At 70.0% G+C, this 17,326-nt stretch carries 19 protein-coding genes; 11 read left to right on the plus strand and 8 right to left on the minus strand.

What is annotated here, in order from left to right; all coding sequences use genetic code 11:
• Positions 1 to 104 precede the first annotated feature (104 nt).
• Positions 105 to 893, plus strand: a complete 789-nt coding sequence (locus tag ACNI14_RS07415; protein ID WP_420519344.1) for a phosphotransferase — start codon at positions 105 to 107, stop codon at positions 891 to 893.
• A complete protein-coding gene (locus tag ACNI14_RS07420; protein WP_420519345.1) occupies positions 890 to 1,729 on the plus strand; it encodes an ATP-grasp domain-containing protein in 840 nt (279 codons plus the stop codon). Before ACNI14_RS07415 ends, ACNI14_RS07420 begins: the two co-directional genes overlap by 4 nt.
• Before the next feature lie 57 nt (positions 1,730 to 1,786).
• On the opposite strand, the gene ACNI14_RS07425 is transcribed toward ACNI14_RS07420, so the two are convergent.
• From ACNI14_RS07425 to ACNI14_RS07440, 4 genes are read right to left on the minus strand one after another with little or no spacing between them, the layout of a single operon-like run.
• Positions 1,787 to 2,461: a response regulator gene (locus tag ACNI14_RS07425; RefSeq protein ID WP_420519346.1), complete on the minus strand. Its 675-nt coding sequence runs from the start codon at positions 2,459 to 2,461 to the stop codon at positions 1,787 to 1,789.
• Positions 2,458 to 3,729 carry a sensor histidine kinase gene (locus ACNI14_RS07430; RefSeq protein ID WP_420519347.1) on the minus strand — a complete coding sequence of 424 codons (1,272 nt, stop codon included), beginning with the start codon at positions 3,727 to 3,729 and terminating at the stop codon, positions 2,458 to 2,460. Before ACNI14_RS07430 ends, ACNI14_RS07425 begins: the two co-directional genes overlap by 4 nt.
• Positions 3,730 to 3,760: 31 nt before the next feature.
• On the minus strand, positions 3,761 to 4,618 hold the full coding sequence (locus ACNI14_RS07435; protein ID WP_420519348.1) for an ABC transporter permease: 858 nt from the start codon (positions 4,616 to 4,618) through the stop codon (positions 3,761 to 3,763).
• Positions 4,615 to 5,574 (minus strand): ABC transporter ATP-binding protein, encoded by a 960-nt coding sequence (locus tag ACNI14_RS07440; protein WP_420519349.1) that lies wholly within the window; start codon positions 5,572 to 5,574, stop codon positions 4,615 to 4,617. The genes ACNI14_RS07435 and ACNI14_RS07440 overlap by 4 nt, the downstream gene beginning before the upstream one ends.
• Positions 5,575 to 5,767: 193 nt before the next feature.
• Between ACNI14_RS07440 and ACNI14_RS07445 the strand changes: the two genes are divergently transcribed.
• Positions 5,768 to 6,751, plus strand: coding sequence for an ATP-binding cassette domain-containing protein (locus tag ACNI14_RS07445; protein ID WP_420519350.1), 984 nt, complete (start codon positions 5,768 to 5,770; stop codon positions 6,749 to 6,751).
• Between the two features lies 1 nt (position 6,752).
• Entirely contained in the window at positions 6,753 to 7,517 is a 765-nt protein-coding gene (locus ACNI14_RS07450; RefSeq protein WP_419390373.1) for an ABC transporter permease, read from the plus strand.
• Positions 7,518 to 7,523: 6 nt separating this feature from the next.
• Here ACNI14_RS07450 and ACNI14_RS07455 read toward each other — a convergent pair whose 3' ends face one another.
• Entirely contained in the window at positions 7,524 to 8,576 is a 1,053-nt protein-coding gene (locus ACNI14_RS07455; protein WP_420519351.1) for a hypothetical protein, read from the minus strand.
• 93 nt (positions 8,577 to 8,669) lie between these two features.
• Between ACNI14_RS07455 and ACNI14_RS07460 the strand changes: the two genes are divergently transcribed.
• A complete protein-coding gene (locus tag ACNI14_RS07460; protein WP_420519352.1) occupies positions 8,670 to 9,848 on the plus strand; it encodes a MalY/PatB family protein in 1,179 nt (392 codons plus the stop codon).
• Positions 9,849 to 9,881: 33 nt separating this feature from the next.
• Here ACNI14_RS07460 and ACNI14_RS07465 read toward each other — a convergent pair whose 3' ends face one another.
• The gene (locus ACNI14_RS07465) at positions 9,882 to 10,517 is read right to left on the minus strand and encodes a class I SAM-dependent methyltransferase (RefSeq protein WP_420519353.1); all 636 of its coding nucleotides are present in this window, start codon (positions 10,515 to 10,517) and stop codon (positions 9,882 to 9,884) included.
• 169 nt (positions 10,518 to 10,686) lie between these two features.
• Between ACNI14_RS07465 and ACNI14_RS07470 the strand changes: the two genes are divergently transcribed.
• Positions 10,687 to 11,601, plus strand: a complete 915-nt coding sequence (locus tag ACNI14_RS07470) for a phosphotransferase (RefSeq protein WP_420519432.1) — start codon at positions 10,687 to 10,689, stop codon at positions 11,599 to 11,601.
• A gap of 34 nt (positions 11,602 to 11,635) precedes the next feature.
• Here the strand turns inward: ACNI14_RS07470 and ACNI14_RS07475 are convergent, their stop codons facing one another.
• Positions 11,636 to 12,751, minus strand: a complete 1,116-nt coding sequence (locus ACNI14_RS07475) for a DNA topoisomerase IB (protein ID WP_420519354.1) — start codon at positions 12,749 to 12,751, stop codon at positions 11,636 to 11,638.
• A 155-nt stretch (positions 12,752 to 12,906) separates the two neighbouring features.
• Between ACNI14_RS07475 and ACNI14_RS07480 the strand changes: the two genes are divergently transcribed.
• Positions 12,907 to 13,461 (plus strand): GNAT family N-acetyltransferase, encoded by a 555-nt coding sequence (locus tag ACNI14_RS07480; RefSeq protein WP_420519355.1) that lies wholly within the window; start codon positions 12,907 to 12,909, stop codon positions 13,459 to 13,461.
• A 31-nt stretch (positions 13,462 to 13,492) separates the two neighbouring features.
• Here the strand turns inward: ACNI14_RS07480 and ACNI14_RS07485 are convergent, their stop codons facing one another.
• Positions 13,493 to 13,945: a phosphatase domain-containing protein gene (locus ACNI14_RS07485; protein WP_420519356.1), complete on the minus strand. Its 453-nt coding sequence runs from the start codon at positions 13,943 to 13,945 to the stop codon at positions 13,493 to 13,495.
• A gap of 58 nt (positions 13,946 to 14,003) precedes the next feature.
• On the opposite strand from ACNI14_RS07485, the gene ACNI14_RS07490 reads away from it, so the two are divergent.
• The 4 genes from ACNI14_RS07490 to ACNI14_RS07505 are packed head-to-tail and all read left to right on the plus strand — an operon-like array spanning position 14,004 to position 17,241.
• Positions 14,004 to 14,891 (plus strand): phosphotransferase, encoded by an 888-nt coding sequence (locus tag ACNI14_RS07490; protein WP_420519357.1) that lies wholly within the window; start codon positions 14,004 to 14,006, stop codon positions 14,889 to 14,891.
• Between the two features lie 44 nt (positions 14,892 to 14,935).
• Positions 14,936 to 15,415, plus strand: a complete 480-nt coding sequence (locus ACNI14_RS07495) for a cation:proton antiporter regulatory subunit (protein WP_420519358.1) — start codon at positions 14,936 to 14,938, stop codon at positions 15,413 to 15,415.
• Between the two features lie 2 nt (positions 15,416 to 15,417).
• Complete coding sequence (locus tag ACNI14_RS07500; protein ID WP_420519359.1) at positions 15,418 to 16,695, plus strand: cation:proton antiporter; 1,278 nt, start codon at positions 15,418 to 15,420, stop codon at positions 16,693 to 16,695.
• Positions 16,696 to 16,746: 51 nt separating this feature from the next.
• Positions 16,747 to 17,241 (plus strand): GNAT family N-acetyltransferase, encoded by a 495-nt coding sequence (locus tag ACNI14_RS07505; protein WP_420519360.1) that lies wholly within the window; start codon positions 16,747 to 16,749, stop codon positions 17,239 to 17,241.
• Positions 17,242 to 17,326: the final 85 nt, after the last annotated feature.

A 17,326-nucleotide genomic window follows, 5' to 3' on the forward strand; every position in this document is an offset into this window, starting at 1 on the left:
CCCCCCCCCCCCCCCGCTACACGTCCGGGTCTCGGCGCCCCTCCCCCTCCCCTGGGGCGCCGTGCCCGGATCACCTCGCGCTGACGCGCCGGTACCGTCCTGTCATGGACGACTCTTCCCAGGTGCTCGCGGGCGGCAATATGAGTGGCCCCGTGGTGCGGATGGGCAGCCGGGTCCATCGCCACGCCGGGCCTCAGGCGCCCACCATTCATCGACTGCTCTCTCACGTGCGCGCTGCGGGCGTGTCGTGGGTGCCGCGCGCTCACGGCTTCGACGAGTCCGGGCGCGAGGTCCTCGACTACCTCCCCGGCGACGTCGTCCACGACCTGCCCCCCTGGTTGTGGGACGAGCGGAACCTGGCCGCCGCCGCATCGGCCCTGCGCGAATGGCACGATGCGACCGTCACCTTCCCGCGCACTCCGGACGATGTCTGGTGGCAGGAACCGCGCGAGCCGCAAGAGGTGATCTGCCACACGGACTTCGCGCCCTACAACCACGTGTATCGGGACCGCCGATGGGTGGGCGCGATCGACTACGACCTGTGCGTCCCTGGACCGCGCGTCTGGGACCTCGCGTACACCGCGTACCGGTACGTTCCCCTCACCCCACACGCGGCCGATGCCGTCCCGGACGGGGATCCGTGGGGAAGGTCCGAGTTCCCGCACGCTGAACAGCAACGACGTCTGCGTGAGTTCCTGAACGCGTATGGCCCGGTGGGTGGCGCACCCGTGACCAACGGCGCCGTGCTCGCCATCCTGCCGGCTCGCCTGGACGCGATGGCGGACTGGTGCGCGGCCCAGGACAGCGAAGCCCTGCAGCGCAACGGCGTGATGTACCGCGCTCACGCCCGGTGGGTCGAGACCGGCGCTCTCACGGATAGCCTCGAGGCATGACCTCCCGCATCGCCATCGTGACCACCGTCGAGATGCCCGTGCCCGACGCGGACGAAGAGCTGCTGCTCCCGCTCATGCCCGAGGCCGAACTCGTCAGCTGGGACGACCCGTCCGTCGACTGGTCGCGCTACGACCTGACGCTCCTGCGCTCGACGTGGAACTACACCGAGCATCTCGAGGAGTTCCTGGCGTGGGCCGAGCGTGTGAGCCAGGTGTCGCGCCTCATGAATCCGGTCGAGACCATCCGTTGGAACACCGACAAGCGCTACCTCGAGGACCTCGCGGCGCAGGGCTTCGCGACGGTGCCGACCGTCTTCGTCGCTCCGGGACAGGCGGCTGATCCGCAGGCGTTCGACGGACACATCGTCGTCAAGCCCTCGGTGGGCGCCGGGTCGAGCGGAGCCAAGATGTTCCGCGATGACCCAGCGGGCGCATCGGCCCACCTGGCCGTGCTGCACGAAGACGGGCGGACGGCGATGATCCAGCCGTACCTGAGCGCCGTGGACACCGCGGGCGAGACCGCCCTCATCTATGTGGGAGGGGAGTTCTCGCACGCCGCGCGCAAGGCCGCGATCCTGTCCCAGGGGATGTCGTGGTCGACGGGGCTCTACGCCGACGAGAAGGTGGTCGCGACGGAGGCCACGGAGGCCGAACGCGTGCTCGCCGACCGAATCGTCGCCTCGCTCCCCGACCTCGCCTACACGCGCGTGGACCTGCTGCCGACCGACAAGGGCCCGGTGGTGCTCGAGCTGGAGCTCACCGAGCCGAGCCTGTTCCTGGCGTTGGGCGAGGGCGCCCCGGAGCGCGCGGCGAAGGCCTTCCGCGCCCTCGCCTGACGCCCCCACCCACTTGGAAGATCTCGTGCAGACGCGCTTGAGGAATGCCTCAACGCGTCAAGGCTCGACCAACCCCGCCTCGTACGCGACGATCACCGCCTGGACGCGGTCCCGCACGCCCAACTTCGCGAGGATGCGGCCCACATGGGTCTTCACGGTCGCCTCCGCGACGAACAGGTCGGCGGCGATCTCGGCGTTGGACCGCCCGGTGGCCACCTCGCGCAGCACCTCGGTCTCGCGCGGCGACAGAGCGGCCAGCCTCGAGTCACCCGATGGCGCGGGCGTGCCCTCCTTCGGTAGCCGATCGGCGAACATCTCCAGCATCCGCCGTGTGACGCGTGGCGACATCACGGCGTCCCCCGATGCGACCGTGCGGATCGCCTGCACGAGTTCCGCAGGCAGAGCATCCTTCAGCAGGAAACCACTCGCACCAGCGCGCAGCGCCCCGAACGCGTACTCATCCAGATCAAATGTAGTGAGTACGATGACTCGGGTGTCCGGATGCTCCGCCACGATCTGCCGAGTCGCCTCGATGCCGTCCAATCCGGGCATGCGCACATCCATCAGCACCACATCCGGATGGAGCGCCCGCACCTGACCCACAGCGGTCGTGCCGTCGCCCGCCTCACCCACCACGTCCAGGTCGTCCTCACCGCTCAGGACGAGGGCGAAGCCCATGCGCACGAGCGACTGATCGTCCACCAGGAGGACGCGCAAGGGTTGGGGCGTCATGACTGCTCCTCCGCAGACCGCTCAGCGGGCAGCTCGGCAGTCACGCGCCACCCACGCCCGAAGGGACCCGCATGAACTGTTCCTCCCAGCAGTCCCACCCGCTCACGCATGCCGACCAGCCCCATCCCGGCACCCTCGAACTCGGGCGCGGATCCGGACTCGCTGCCCGGCTCGAGCGTGCCCTGGTCGACGACATCAACCACCCATCGACCCGGATCCTGGCGGATGGCAAGGCTCACTCCAGGCGTGCCGGGCGCGTGCCTCAGGACGTTGGTGAGCGACTCCTGCACCACGCGATAGATCGCAAGCCGCAGTCCTGTGTTCTCCGGCAGTGCGAGGCCGAGGCCCTCTGCCTTCACCGGCAGCCCGGCTGCCCGGAACCCTTCGACGACCTCCCGCAGGTTCCTGCTCTCCCCAGCGGGACCCATGGGAACCTCGCCCTCGGTCAACGCCCCCAGAACACGGCGCATGTCACCGAGCGCAGCGCGGCCCGTGCGGGACAGCTCGTCGAGCGCGACCCGAGCCTGGTCCGGGCGCCTCTCGAGCGCCACCGCCGCACCGTCGGCAAGCCTCACCATCACGGACACGCTGTGCGCAACCACGTCGTGCATCTCGCGCGCGATGCTGGCGCGCTCCTCGGCGCGGGCCACCTGCGCTTGCCGGTCCCTGTCGCGTTCCAGCGCGGCCGCACGCTCGGCAAAGTCGGCGAGTCGTTCGCGCCGAAGGCGGACGCTGATGCCAAGGGCGACGCCCACAAGGGCGAGCGACACGATTCCGAAGGTGCTGGTGATGCGCTCGTCGACGAGCGCTATCTGAGTGCCGTCGTCGGTCACGATCTCCTCGAGCAGCGTGTCCTGCCAGGCCCAGACTGCCGCAGTGGTCACTGCCACGGCCACCGCGGCCGCCGTCCACGATCCTGAGGCCGGATGTGCCACCGCGACCGCGTACAGCGCCAGCGCGATGCCGAGCTCCGTTCCGCCAAGGTGCCCCGATGCCAGCAGGGCCACGGGCGTCAGCGCCACGAAGACCGCCACCACCGTCATCGGAAGCCGGCGACGCAGGAGGAGCGCCCCGGAACCCACCACACCCAAGGAAACCGCGAGCGGCACACTGAGGGGCTGGTAGGGATCGATCGCGGCGAGGTACGTGTTGAGGGCGTAGAACCCCGCCACCGCCGCATCCGCCACCCACGGGTGGGCGCGAAGGTAGCGGCGCGCCGAGCCGAGCCGGCTGTCAGCCGGCTCGGCCAGGTTGGGGCTGTCCGCCATCACAGTGCCCTCACGTTCCCCCACCTCCGCGCTACGCGTCACGGCGCCGCAGCGCCACCATCGCCAGTGCGAGCAGCGTCACGGCCCACGCCACGAGCACAGCGAACCCGAGCCACGGGGACAGGTTCGGCCCGGTGTTCATGTTGTCGATCGCTGCCAGCGTATCGCTGTCGAACAGCACCTTGCTGCCCGCCGTCATCGGAAGGAACGGGCTTACCAGGTCGAACAGCCGCAGGGGCACCAGCGCGATGACGTTCTCGACCACCAGCAACAGCGCGATGACGAGCGTGAGCCCCCCGGCGGTGTGCCGCATGAGGCCGCCGATCGCGAGGGCTAGCAGCGAGATCGCCACGAGGTACAACGGCAGCCCCACCAGCATCCTCACCACCTCGGAGTCGCCGAGGTCGAGCTCGATCCCCAACGTGTCGTGGAAGGGCATGGTGGCCACGAAGGACGCGACCATGGACACGAGGGTCACGGCTGCGATCGACCCCCCGAGCACGATGGCCTTGGCGACCAGCACCATCCATCGGCGGGGCACCGTCGCGAGCGTGGTGCGAATCCCGCCAGTCGAGTACTCACCGCCCATGGCCAGAACGCCGAGGACGGCGACCGCGAGTTGAGCCAGTTGGTATCCGGCGGTCACGTACTGCGCGACGTTGCCCAGACCCGGGCCCGCATCGACCATCTGGGTGGTCGTTCCCCACGCGGCGAGCACACTCACCGCGACCAGCAGTGCGACCATGGCGACCAGCGTCCACCGGGTGGATCGCAGGCCGCGGAACTTGATCCATTCGGCGACCACTGTGCGCCTCAAGGTGACGGGTCCCGCGGTCGTGTCCTGAACCCGCTCGGGCGAGTTCTTCGCGGCCAGTGTCGTCGTGCTCATCGTGATCCACCTTCGTATTGAGGCGCCTTGGCGCCGTCTTCATTCGCATTCATGGGTGCGGAGCGGAACTCCACATCGTCGGCGGTGAGCTGCAGGTACGCGTCCTCGAGCGAACCGCCGATCGCCGTCAGTTCGTGCAGGGCGATGCCTGCGTCTGCGGCCGCGTCGCCGATCTGGGACGCGGTGAGGCCGGTCACCTCGAGGGACTCGCGGCCGGTGGCGACCACTGTGGCGCGCTGACCGCGCAGCATGCCCTCGAGTCGTTCGGCGTCCGGGCTCGCCACCCGGACCCGCTCGCCGTGCGCCTCAGCGATCAGTGCGTCCACCGGGGCGTCCGCGAGTACGCGACCGCGGCCCACGACGATCACGTGGTCCGCCGTGAGGGCCATCTCGCTCATCAGGTGCGACGACAGGAAGACCGTGCGCCCCTCGTCTGCGAGCGACCGCGTCAGCCTGCGGACCCACAGCACGCCCTCCGGGTCGAGGCCGTTGACCGGCTCATCCAGGATCAGCGTGTGCGGGTCACCCAGCAGCGCCGCGGCGATGCCCAGCCGCTGGCCCATGCCGAGCGAGAAGCCGCCCACGCGCTTGTCGGCGACGGTGCCGAGGCCCGCGAGGTCGATGACCGCGTCCACTCGCGACCGGCCGATGCCGTGGGTGGCGGCCATCGCAGCCAGGTGATTGCGCGCGGTGCGTCCAGGGTGCACCGCCTTCGCGTCCAACAGGACGCCAATCTCCCTCAGCGGCGCGCCGTGGTCGACGTAGCGCGCACCGTTGACGGTGACTGAACCCTTGGTCGGGGCATCCAGTCCCACTGTCATCCGCATGGTGGTGGACTTGCCAGCCCCGTTCGGGCCCAGGAAACCGGTGACACGGCCCGGTGCCACTGTGAATGACATATCGTCCACGGCGGTGACGGGTCCGTACCGCTTGGTCAACCCTTGTGCCTCGATCATGATCTCTCCTCTTGCTCGGTTGATTTCGAGCGTAGGAAGAGCGCGAGCCGCGGACGACCGCCTCAGGGCGGAACGTGGGTGCCGTGTGGTGTACGACTTTCGGCGTACCTCTGCGCCCGTGAGCTGAACGCTGGGCGGGAGGCGGGCACTAGCCTGATGCTTGGCTTTCCATGCGACCCCGGAGGTACCCCACATGAGCGCACCGATCATCGAGGCGCGCGGCCTGCGCAAGACGTACAAGGTCCGCGGCCGTGGCAAGGAGACGCCGCGCACCGTGGAGGCCGTCAAGGGCGTCGACATCACCATCGATGCGGGCGAGATCGTGGGATTCCTGGGCCCCAACGGCGCGGGCAAGACCACGACCCTGCGGATGTTGACGACGCTGCTCGATCCGAGCGGCGGCACGGCCACCGTCAACGGCCACGACCTCGCGAAGGACCCCGTCAGCGTCCGACGTTCGATCGGCTACGTCGCCCAGATGGGCACGACCGACCCGTCCGCGGTCGCCGGCGAGGAACTCGTGGATCAGGCACGGTTGTACGGCATCGATCGTGCCGTCGCCGCCGAGCGCGGCAAGGCGCTGCTGAGCGGGCTGGACCTGGACGGGGTCTGGGAGCGCAAGTGCGGCACGCTCTCGGGCGGGCAGAGACGCCGGCTGGACATCGCCATGGGCCTCATCCACGAGCCGCGCATCGTGTTTCTGGACGAGCCGTCGACGGGGCTCGACCCGCAGTCGCGCGCGAACCTGTGGGACCACATCCGCCGCGTGCGCGATGACTTCGACACGACCGTGTTCATCACCACTCACTACATGGACGAGGCCGATGCGCTGAGCGACCGGCTGCTGGTGATCGACCACGGCGAGATCGTCGGAAAGGGCACTGCGGAGGACCTCAAGCGCTCCGTGGGCGGCGACCAGGTGCTGCTGACGTCCACCAGCGCCGATGCGGCGCTGTCCCTGGCCGATGCGGCCGCCGCCATCCTCGGCGACCTGCCTTCCGAAGTCGACGGAGACGTGGTGCGACTGACCGTGCCCGATGGCGCATCGGCCCTGCCCAGGCTGCTGCGAGGGCTCGGCGACTCGCACGATGTGGAGGGCGTCGCCGTGCGCCGCCCCACCTTGGACGACGTGTTCCTGACAATGACCGGTCGGTCGCTGCGGGACGAGGAGGACTGACATGACGATCGCTCGCGACACCTGGATCATCTTCACGCGGGCCATGCGCCTGAGCCTGCGCCAGCCCGTCTGGGTGGTGTTCGGACTCCTGCAGCCCATCCTCTACCTCTCCCTGTTCGGCCCCCTGCTCGAGACCATCGCGGACACCCGTGCCTTCGGCGAAGACGCGGACGCCTGGCAGATCTTCGTGCCCGGCCTGCTCGTGCAGCTCGGCCTGTTCGGAGCGAGCTTCGTGGGCTTCGGGCTCATCTCGGAGTGGCGCTCGGGCGTGATCGAGCGCATGCGCGTCACGCCGGCGTCCCGCGCGTCCTTGCTGCTGGGCCGGGTCATGCGCGACGTCGTGGTGCTGCTGGTCCAAGGCACCATCCTGGTGCTGGTCGCGCTGCTGTTCGGCCTGCGTGCCCCGTGGTGGGCCCTGGTCGCCGGCGTGGGGACGGTCGCCCTGCTGGGCGCGTGCTTCGCCTCGCTGAGCTACGCCGTGGCCCTCACGCTGAAATCCGAGGACTCGTTCGCGCCGCTGCTCAACGGCGTGGCACTGCCGTTGCTGCTGCTGTCCGGCATCCTGCTGCCCATGTCGCTGGCGCCCCGCTGGCTGGAACTGCTCTCCGACGTGAACCCGCTCAAGCATGTGGTCGAGGGCGTGCGCGCCATGTTCCGCGGCGAGCTCGGCGATCCCATCGCACTGTGGGGCGTGGCGATCACGGTGGGCCTGGTGCTCGGCGGCATCGCCATCGGGACGCGGGTGTTCCGGCGCCAGAGCGCATAGGACGGGTCAGCGCTCGACCGGTCCTTCGTTGCCGTAGGGGTCGAGCAAGTACTCCGTGCCGCCGCAGTCGGCCACGATCCGGTCCCCCTCGAAGGTCCCCGATCGCGGCCCGTCGACCGGCCGGCAGTCGTCACTGGGCGTCTGCACCACGGCCGTGTCGTCGACGGCGTCGGAGGCCAGGTCGTGCACCACCCACATCTCGTCCGCGAGCCGCTCCGTATCGGGATCGATGAACACACCGTGATACACGGCGCGCTCCGAGGCCGGGTCGAACCACGCGTCCACGCCGAGCTCGCGCGACAGGCCCTGCTGGGCCATGCGCCGAATCTGGTCCGAGACCAGGCTCGACTCCCACTCGGAACCATCGCGCCAGAACACTCCGGTCGCGTAGCCGCTGGGGTCGAACGAGACCCACAGCTCACGTTCGTCGGGCTGGTCCGCGCGGTACTCGACGTTCGCCAACCCACCCGGCACCACGTTCGCCGAGTTCACCACTGAACCGGCGAAGTCCTCGGTGCTATCCAGAGAGACCAGGTCGTACTCGATCACCTGCTCAAGTTCCGACTTGCCGCCGCGCTCGATCCACGCGACCCGGAGCTCGGGATCCCAATGCACCAGGTTCATGTCGAAGTCGGTGCGCAGGTCCGAGATCTTGAACAGGTCCTCCGTGGGGCTCACGAGATACAGCGCCTGAAAGTCTGACAGCCACGTGAAGTTGTCGCCCTCCCCCTCACGCACCACCGTCATCGACCAGTCATCGTCCGCAAGCTCCCACACCCAGCCTTCAAGAATGCGGGCGGGGGGTTCCAGCTCGTTCTCAGGGCTCGTCATGGGCGGCAGCTCGTAGGACGTCCCCTGCAGCCACTCTGGGCGGCCATCGTCGGCTACGGCGCTCTCTGCCTGGGGTGACGCCGTGGTCCCGGGCGTCTCGTCTCCGATGAATCCGTACTCTCCGAGGAGCCAATAGGCGCCGTAGCCCGCGAGCCCCACCACCACGATCGCGATCAGCACCCCCACGGGAAAGCGCCCGCCGTCACTGCCCCTGTCGCCGCTATCCATGGGCTGATTGTAAGAAGCGCAGGCCGGCCGTCGCCGGGGGCGCGCGGCCGGAACGGACTTGCGCGCGCATCGGCCGTTCGCCACAGTGTGTGGATGGCCATTTCCGCCCACGCGCCTCAGCGCGCCAATCCGCTCACCGAGCTCACGCTCGCGTCCCTGCGTTCGCGCACCTCGGCGAAGTGGCGGAGGTACAGCGCGGACGTGCTGCCGCTGTGGGTCGCGGAGATGGACGTGGCGCCCGCGCCCGCGGTCCGCGAAGCGCTCGAGCGTGCGGTCTCGGGCGGCGACCTGGGGTACCCGGCCGGCACCGCCTATACGGAGGCGCTCGCCGAGTTCGCGGACCAGCGCTGGGACTGGTCCGTCTCACCCGGCCACATGACCACCGTGGCGGACGTCATCACGGGCTACGTGGATGTCATCTCGATGCTCACCGAGCCCGGCAGCGACGTCGTGGTGAACCCGCCGGTGTACCCGCCGTTCTTCTCGTACCTCAAGGCAGCGGGAAGGAACGTCATCGATGCCCCGCTCGGCGCCGACCTGCGCCTCGACTTCGCCTCGCTCGAGGACGCGTTCCGCAGGGCCACCGAGGGCGGACGGCCAGCCGCCTACCTGCTGTGCAGCCCGCACAACCCGACCGGCACCGCCCACACCCGCGCCGAGCTCGAACGGGTGGCCGCTCTCGCGGATCGCTACGGCGTCCGCGTGGTGGTGGACGAGATCCACGCCCCCCTGGTCTACGCCGAGCACGAGTTCGTGCCGTACCTGTCCGTCCCCGGAGGTGAGAAGGCGTTCTCGCTCATGGCCGCGTCCAAGGCGTGGAACCTCGCGGGGGTTCCCGCCGCGATCGTGGTCGGCGGCAGCGCGGTGCAGACCGAGCTCGCCGCATACGCCACGTCCCCGCACCACGGTCCGACCCACATGGGCACCATCGCGCAGACCGCCGCGTACCTGCATGGCGGCGAATGGCTCGACGACCTCATGGACGGCCTCGACGCCAACCGGCGACTGCTCGGCACGCTGATCGACGAGCACCTCGCGGGGGCCGACTATCGACTCCCCGAGGCCACCTACCTGACGTGGATCGATTGCGGCCCGCTCGAGCTCGAGGGCGACCCCGCCGCTCATTTCCTGGAGCATGCCAAGGTCGCGCTCAACTCGGGACCCACGTTCGGGGCGGGAGGCGACGACCACGTCCGGCTCAACATCGCGACGCACCCGGACATCATCACGGAGGCCGTGCGCCGCATGGGCGCATCCACGCACCTCGGCTAGTACGGCTCGGCCAGCACGGCCGATGCGCGGGCATCAGTCCTCGATCGCGCCCTGTGCTGCGGCCGGCTTGGTCCACACCAGCGTGTAGCGCCACAGCAGCTTCTTGGCGAACACGCTGCCCGGCATGAGCCGCGCGGCCTCGCGCTTGACGTCCTCGTAGGTGTGAGGGGGCGGCCAGGCGCACGGGGAACCGTGATCCCAGTAGCCCCGGAACAGCCTCTGGAGCTTGTCGGCCACCGACGCGACCATCTCCCGAGGGATGTCGCGCCAGGTCGCCTTCGCCAGACCCACCACGATCACCGTGCCGCCGGGGGCGGTCAGCTCCTTGAGACGCTCCAGCCCCGCCACGATGTCCATGTGATGGAGCGCCGCGATCGAGGCGACCACGTCGAACGATTCACGCGGCAGGTCCGCCGTCAGCACGTCCGCCTCGACGTAAGCGATGCGCGACGTGTCCTGCGCGCGGGCGCGGCGGATGCTGTCCGCGTCCTCATCGATGCCGGTCACGTCGAGTCCGCGCTTCGCGAGCGTGCGGGCGAACAGCCCCTCGCCGCACCCGACGTCCAGCGCGGTGCGCGCCGTCTCAGGCACCTGCTCGATGACCTCGCGCTGATAGTGGATGTTCAGATTCCACCGCTTGCGGTCCGGCTTTGGCTCGTCCTCGCTCATGGCGCCCATTGTCGCAGGTCACCGATGCTCCCCCGCAGGTCCTGAGTGCTCAGAATCGCGACTTCTGGGCACTGAGGACCTGCTGGGGCTCAGCGACCGACCGCGCGGCGCGCTCGGCGCGGTTGACCAGACCGCCGGCGCGCGGGCATACGCTGATCGCGTGACGACGATGCGCATGCCGCCTGCGGAGGTGGCGATCGACAAGGACCTCGTGCGGGCGCTGCTCGCCGACCAGCACCAGGACCTGAGCGACTTCGAGGTCGGCGCGCCCGTCGAGGGCTGGGACAACACCACGTTCCGCCTGGGCCAGACCCTCGCCGTCAGGCTGCCGCGCCGCTCGACCGGCGCCGAGATCGCCACCACGGAGCTGGAGTGGCTGCCGCGGCTCGGCCGCGAGTGGACCTTCCCCGCTCCGGTCCCCGTGCGGATCGGCGAGCCGGCGTGCGGATATCCGTGGCGGTGGAGCGTGGTGCCGTGGGTCACCGGCGAGTTGGCCTACGACGCCCCCCTGACCGATGCGGGCGCTCGCGATCTCGGAGCGGCGCTCGCTCAGGTGCACCAGCCCGCGCCGGACGATGCCCCCGTGAATCCCTATCGTTCGGGGTCGCTGCACGACGTCGCGGAGGTGTTCGACAGCCGCCTGCGCGGGCTCGAGGACGCCGGCGACATCAGCCTCGAGCACGCGGACGTGCTGCGCGCCGTGTTCGAATCGGGTGCGGACACCCCGGAGCCCCCGCGCACCTGGTCGCACCTGGACGTCCACGGGGCCAACGTGCTGACCCGCCACGGTCGGCTCGCGGGGCTGCTCGACTGGGGCGACGCAGGCGCGGCAGACCCGGCGACGGACCTCGGCCAGGCCTGCACCCTGGTGGGGACGGTTCACGCCAACGCCCTGCTGCAGGCATACGGCACGGCCATGGGGCCGATGCGCGCTGGAGCGGGCAGCCCCGGGCGCCTTCGGGTGGCGGCCCGGGCGGTCGCCTTCGCTGCCACGCTGGCCTCCATCGGCGACGAGCCGTATCGATCGGCGGGGCTGCGCGCGATGCAGGACTGGGTCGACACCGACGTCGCGTGGGCCGCGTAGCGGCGCCTCGAGCGCGCGTCGCTGCGATAGCGGCTCAGTCCGTCGCGACCGCGACCCGCTGAGCGCGGCGCGCGCTGCGCCGAAGCTTGCGGTCGATCGCCACGGGCGAGGTCGTCAGCAGATCCACCACCGACTGCTCGAGCGCGAGTTGAATCGCCGCGTCGCGAGCGCCCGGCGAGAGCTCCTCTCCGTGCTCCCCCAGCGCCTCCACCACGGACGCGACCGAGATTCCGTCCTCCCACAGGTCGACCACGCGGGGGTCGACGTATGAGGCGCGGGCGACCGCCGGGGTGTTGCCCAGTTGAGCGGCGACCTCGCGCATGACGCCCGCGACCGCCCGCTTTCGCGCCGTGGGACTCATCTGGGCGGGGTCGCCTGCGCGGGCGAGTGCCTGCGCCGCGATCACGGTGCCGTGCCACGTGCGGAAGTCCTTCGCGGTCGCATCCGGCTCAAGAACCATCTGCAGATAGTCGTTGATGTCCTCGCTGGTGACGTCGTGCCACGACACCGGCGTGCCGGCCTCGCGCCACGCGAGCAGTTGCGGATCGTCGTCGGCGCGACGTTTGAGAGTCGTGATGGCGGACTCGACCTCCGGATCGCGGACGACGACGTGCCGCTTCTTCCCGGACTTGGCGACGTAGTCGAACACCACGCCTTCGTCGGTCACGCGGGCGTGCTCGCGCAGCACCGTCGCGAGCCCGTACGAGCCGTTGTCGGCGGCATACCCCTCCCCTCCCACGCGGAACAGCCCCCGGTCGAGCAGCCTGAATGCGATGCCGAGCACGTGCTCGCGGGACATGTCGTCGCGGCCGGCATCCGCATCGGCGACGGCCCGTGCCGCGGGCAGCGCCGCGGCGACCTCGAGCACGCGCTCGTGCTTGGCGCGGTCGCGACGCTCGCGCCACGCCGGGTGGTAGAGGTACTGGCGCCGGCCCGCGTCATCGGTGCCGAGCGCCTGCAGGTGCCCGTGCGGCCATGGACAGATCCACACGTCGGTCCACGCGGGCGGGATCGCGAGCGCGCGAATGCGCTCGATCACGTGCGTGTCGCCGATGCGGTTGCCGGCCTCGTCGAGATAGGTCCAGCCCTTGCCGGCGCGCCTGCGCGTCAGGCCCGGCTCGGAGGGGCGTGAGCGGCGCAGTCGCGGCATGAGTTGAGCGTAGGCGCCCTCCCGTCAGATTGGCGCGACTGGGTATCCAGGGAGCCTGGGGCGCCGCAGATCGGCCCTCCTGGGTATCCAGGGTGGGTCGAGAGCGGGAGGACGGGCACCGAGCGGGGGACACGGCCGCGAGATAGTGTCGAAGCATGGAGACGCTGCGGAGCGAGCGACTGGCGTTGCGGCCCATGACCATGGCCGACGCCGAGGATCTCGCGGAGCGCCGCTCCGACACCACCACGGCTCAGTACCAGGCGTGGCGGGCCCCCTATCCCGTCGAGCGGGCGCGCGAACTCATCGCCGACGTCACCTCCCGGCCGGGGCCGATGCCCGGGCACTGGTACCAGCTCGCCGTGGTGCGTCTGCGGGACGACAAGGTGCTGGGCGACGTCGCCATCTGGCTGTCCGAGAACGGCCGCACCGCCGAGGTGGGGTTCACTCTCCACCCGTGGGCGCGGGGCCACTACTACGCGACCGAGGCCACCGCGCGGCTCGTCGACTACGCCGTGTTCCACCTGGGCGTGCACCGCATCGAGGCGTCGACGCACCCCCACAACATCAGCTCGATCAAGGTGCTGGAGCGGATCGGCTTCATCCACGAAGGGGTCAGGCGCGAACGCTACTGGGTCGAGGACGAGGTCTCGGATGACGCGATGTACGCGATCCTCGCCCGCGAGTGGAGAGCACGCCGCGCTCAGGACTGAGCACGTGACCGCGCGGCGCCGTCTGCTGGGGTCAGAAGTCTCCGGGGGCCACCTGCAGGCATGTGAGCCCGAGGTCGTCGCGCCACATGTCCACCACGTGGTTGCGGTCGTCGAGCACGCACAGCACGTCGAAGCGGGGCTCGATCTCGGCGTGGTAGATCTCCTGCTTGACGATGCCGTCCGGCCTCTCGTCGTCGTCGGGGCGCAGGTGAAGCCCCTCGTACGGCACGGGCAGGTGAGACGTCAGCCACCGTTCGGTCTCCGCGCGTGAGACCTCCTTGCGTCCCGAGATGATGACGATGGTGTGCCCCGCCAGATGGAGGGCGCGGACCACCTCGAGGACGGGCTTATTGGGCGCGTCGAGGTCGTACCCCGTGGTCGCGAACGGGTGCCGGTCGCCCATGTGCGCGAGAGTGCCGTCGAGGTCGACGATCACAGCCGAGGGTCGTTCCTGATCGGGGCCGGCTCCGCTTGCTGAGGTCATGGATCCATCCTGACGCATGGACGGCTCGAGTTCGCACGCCCGCGACTAGGCTGACCGCATGTCCCCCGACGCCCCTTTGTACGTTTCCGACGAGACTGTCCGCGTCCTTGTCGACGAACAGTTCCCGGAACTGGCGGGTCGCGAACTCGGCCGCCGCTACACGCTCGAGGACCAGTTCGCGATGAGGATCGGCGACGACTACGGCGCGATCTTTCCGCGCGTTCCGGGGCGAGACGAACACTTCGCAAGGGCCGCCGACCTCGTCGCCGAGCCTGCGAAGTCGTGGACGTTTCCGGCCAGCCATCCGATCGCCACGGGCGTGCCTGGTCATGGCTTTCCATGGCACTGGAACCTGGTGCGGTGGATCTCCGCGTCCACCGCCGGCTTCGTGCCGCTGCATGTCGAGTCGGCCCGACCGTTCGGCGCGGCACTGCGGGAGATCCATACGCCCAGCCCTCCGGGTACTCCGCTCAACCCGCGCACAGGAATCTCCCTGCGGGACCTGCGCGAGAAGTTCATGGACCTGCTCGCATACGCCAAGGCGACCGGCGCTCCCGAGAACCGGGTCCTCGACCCTGCCGCTGCCCTAGCCGTCTACGACAAGGGCGCGACGGCGTCGGCTGACGTGCCGTTCACCTGGACCCATGGGCGGCTCGAGCCGCGAGCAGTGCTCTCCGACCGGGGCGCGTTCGCCGGCATTCTGGCCTGGCACAACTTCGGCGCGGGCGACCCCGCCGCCGACCTCGGATACGGCGTCAACCTGCTCTCATCCGACATGCGTGACGAATTCTGGGCCGGATACGGCGACATCGACGAGGCGACCGCGGCCCGGGCGGAGGCGTTCCAGGTCCACGCTGCGCTGCGGCACATCCAGATCGACAACCCGTTCCTGATGCGGATGGCGTGGGAGCGGCTCATCGAGCTGGGTCTGGCGGACGAGGCCTGAGCCCGTCCCGATGAGGAGGCCGCTGCCCGTGGCAAACTGAGGCCATGGACATCTACGAGACCCCGCTCCCCGGCATCGGCGTCCGGTATGAGTTCCAGGCCGAGGGCGGAGACCACGTGGGCGTGGTGGTGAGGCGCGACGGCAAGCGCGACATCGCGCTGTACGACCGCGAGGACCCCGATTCGTGCAAGGGCACCGTGGAGCTGTCCGAGGGCGACGCGTCCAAGGTCGCGGAACTGCTGGGAGGCACCAACATCACCGCCCGGCTCGACACCCTCAGCCACATGGTGGAGGGCCTGTCGATCGAGTGGATCACCATGCCCAAGTCCGGGGGTCTGACGGACCGCACCATCGGGGACGGGCGGATCCGCACCGAGACCTCCGCATCGGTGGTCGCCGTGATCCGCGGCGATGACGGCATCCCCGGCCCGGAGCCCGACTTCACCCTGCGTGCAGGAGACACCGTATTGGTCATGGGCGGCGCCGATGCCGTGCGCGGAGCGACGTCGATCCTGACGGGCTAGCGATGCTCGTCACCGCGCTGCCGCTCGAGGTTCTCCCCGAACCCGAGACCAGCCATGCGGGGGCGGTGCTCATCGAGCTCGGCATCATCCTGCTGGTGCTCGCCGCCCTGGGGCGCGTCGCCGCTCGGATCGGCATCCCCTCGATCCCGCTCTACCTCCTCGCCGGGCTGGTCATGGGCGACGGCGGCTTCATCCCGGTCAGCGCGGGCCAGGAGTTCCTGGAGGTCGGCGCCGAGATCGGGGTGGTGCTGCTGCTCCTGCTCTTGGGACTGGAGTATGCGCCGGAGGACCTTCGCAACGGGCTCAAGTCCAACTGGGCCGCGGGCCTGCTGGACGGGCTTGCCAACGGCGTGCCGGGCTTCGCGGTGGGACTGATGCTGGGGTGGTCGCCCACCGCCTCGCTGCTGCTGGCGGGCGTGACCTACATCTCGTCCTCCGGGATCATCGCGCGCCTGCTGGACGACTTCGAGCGCGTCGCCAACCGCGAGACGCCGGTGATCCTGAGCCTGCTGGTGATGGAGGACATCGTGATGGCGGTGTTCCTGCCCATCGTCGCCGTGCTGCTGGTGGGAGCATCGCTCCTGCAGGGCGCGATCGCCGCCGGAATCGCACTCGCGATCGTCGCGCTGGCCTTCGTCGTGTCCATGCGCTTCTCTCGCCACGTGTCCCGGCTTGTCCACTCGCACTCGCGCGAACTGCTGCTGCTGGGGGTGCTGGGGCTCACGTTCCTGGTCGCCGGCCTGGCCGATGCGGTTCAGGTCTCCGCGGCCGTCGGCGCGTTCCTGCTGGGCCTCACCCTGTCGGGCCAGGTCGCCAACGACGTGCGCACGCTGCTGCCGCCCCTGCGCGACGTGTTCGGCGGGCTGTTCTTCGTATTCTTCGGGCTGTTGATCGACCCGCGCGACCTGGTTCCGGTGCTGCTCCCGGCGCTGGCACTCGCGCTCGTCACCGCCATCACCAAGATCTACACCGGGATGTGGGCGGCCAAGCGCAACGGGATCGGCCCCAAGGGCCAGTGGCGCACCGGGCTGTCGCTCGTGCCCCGCGGCGAGTTCTCGATCGTGATCGCGGGACTGGGCGTCGCGGCCGGCGTCGAGTCGCAGTTGGGCCCTTTCACCGCGGCGTACGTGCTGATCCTCGCGGTCACCGGCTCCCTGCTCATGCGCTTCGCGGACCGGATCCCCCCTCCTGGGTCGTGGGGCGCGAAGCGCACGTCGGCGGCCCCCGCATCGAGCCCGGCACCGGTCGCTGATCGGGCCCGGCGCATCCCTCCGTCGTAGCGCCACCCGCGACCGCTCTCGTCGGGGCAGCCGACACGGCACAATATGCTCATGATTCGCGATGCCACGAGCGCCGATGCTGCGGCGATCGCCGCCCTGTACAACCCGTACGTGCGGGAGACCGTCATCACCTTCGAGTACGAGGAGGTGACGGCCACGGACATGGCCTCGCGGATCGCCCGCGTCCAGGAGCTCGACCTGCCGTGGCTGGTGCTCGAGGACGAGGGCTCCGTGATCGGCTATGCGTACGCGGGCCCCTACCGCCCGCGCGCCGCCTACCTGCACTCCGTCGAGGCCACGATCTACCTCGCGCACGGGGCCAGCGGCCGGGGCCTGGGCCGCGAGCTGTACGACGCGCTGATCGCCCGACTGCGGTCCTCCCACGCCCACTCGGCGATCTCGCTGATCGCCCTGCCCAACGATGCGTCGGTGGCGCTGCACCTCGCGACGGGCTGGAGCGAGGTCGGCCAGCTGCGAGAGGTGGGGCGAAAGTTCGACCGCTGGGTCGACGTCGTCTACTACCAGCTGGACGTCTCCACGCACTGAGCGCACGCGCCCACCCGGCCCTCGCATCGGCCGGTCACTCCCTCGCCCCAGGACGGGGCCTTGCGCGTTCGCGCGAGTGTGCGCC

It is taken from the genome of Demequina pilifera (assembly GCF_048814985.1).
Taxonomy (GTDB): Bacteria; Actinomycetota; Actinomycetes; order Actinomycetales; family Demequinaceae; genus Demequina.

Coding starts and splice junctions, on each gene's coding strand:
- ACNI14_RS07415 (WP_420519344.1), top strand. CDS start 105: ATGGACGACTCTTCCCAGGTGCTCGCGGGCGGCAATATGAGTGGCCCC.
- ACNI14_RS07420 (WP_420519345.1), top strand. CDS start 890: ATGACCTCCCGCATCGCCATCGTGACCACCGTCGAGATGCCCGTGCCC.
- ACNI14_RS07425 (WP_420519346.1), bottom strand. CDS start 2,461: ATGACGCCCCAACCCTTGCGCGTCCTCCTGGTGGACGATCAGTCGCTC.
- ACNI14_RS07430 (WP_420519347.1), bottom strand. CDS start 3,729: ATGGCGGACAGCCCCAACCTGGCCGAGCCGGCTGACAGCCGGCTCGGC.
- ACNI14_RS07435 (WP_420519348.1), bottom strand. CDS start 4,618: ATGAGCACGACGACACTGGCCGCGAAGAACTCGCCCGAGCGGGTTCAG.
- ACNI14_RS07440 (WP_420519349.1), bottom strand. CDS start 5,574: ATGATCGAGGCACAAGGGTTGACCAAGCGGTACGGACCCGTCACCGCC.
- ACNI14_RS07445 (WP_420519350.1), top strand. CDS start 5,768: ATGAGCGCACCGATCATCGAGGCGCGCGGCCTGCGCAAGACGTACAAG.
- ACNI14_RS07450 (WP_419390373.1), top strand. CDS start 6,753: ATGACGATCGCTCGCGACACCTGGATCATCTTCACGCGGGCCATGCGC.
- ACNI14_RS07455 (WP_420519351.1), bottom strand. CDS start 8,576: ATGGATAGCGGCGACAGGGGCAGTGACGGCGGGCGCTTTCCCGTGGGG.
- ACNI14_RS07460 (WP_420519352.1), top strand. CDS start 8,670: ATGGCCATTTCCGCCCACGCGCCTCAGCGCGCCAATCCGCTCACCGAG.
- ACNI14_RS07465 (WP_420519353.1), bottom strand. CDS start 10,517: ATGAGCGAGGACGAGCCAAAGCCGGACCGCAAGCGGTGGAATCTGAAC.
- ACNI14_RS07470 (WP_420519432.1), top strand. CDS start 10,687: ATGCGCATGCCGCCTGCGGAGGTGGCGATCGACAAGGACCTCGTGCGG.
- ACNI14_RS07475 (WP_420519354.1), bottom strand. CDS start 12,751: ATGCCGCGACTGCGCCGCTCACGCCCCTCCGAGCCGGGCCTGACGCGC.
- ACNI14_RS07480 (WP_420519355.1), top strand. CDS start 12,907: ATGGAGACGCTGCGGAGCGAGCGACTGGCGTTGCGGCCCATGACCATG.
- ACNI14_RS07485 (WP_420519356.1), bottom strand. CDS start 13,945: ATGACCTCAGCAAGCGGAGCCGGCCCCGATCAGGAACGACCCTCGGCT.
- ACNI14_RS07490 (WP_420519357.1), top strand. CDS start 14,004: ATGTCCCCCGACGCCCCTTTGTACGTTTCCGACGAGACTGTCCGCGTC.
- ACNI14_RS07495 (WP_420519358.1), top strand. CDS start 14,936: ATGGACATCTACGAGACCCCGCTCCCCGGCATCGGCGTCCGGTATGAG.
- ACNI14_RS07500 (WP_420519359.1), top strand. CDS start 15,418: ATGCTCGTCACCGCGCTGCCGCTCGAGGTTCTCCCCGAACCCGAGACC.
- ACNI14_RS07505 (WP_420519360.1), top strand. CDS start 16,747: ATGATTCGCGATGCCACGAGCGCCGATGCTGCGGCGATCGCCGCCCTG.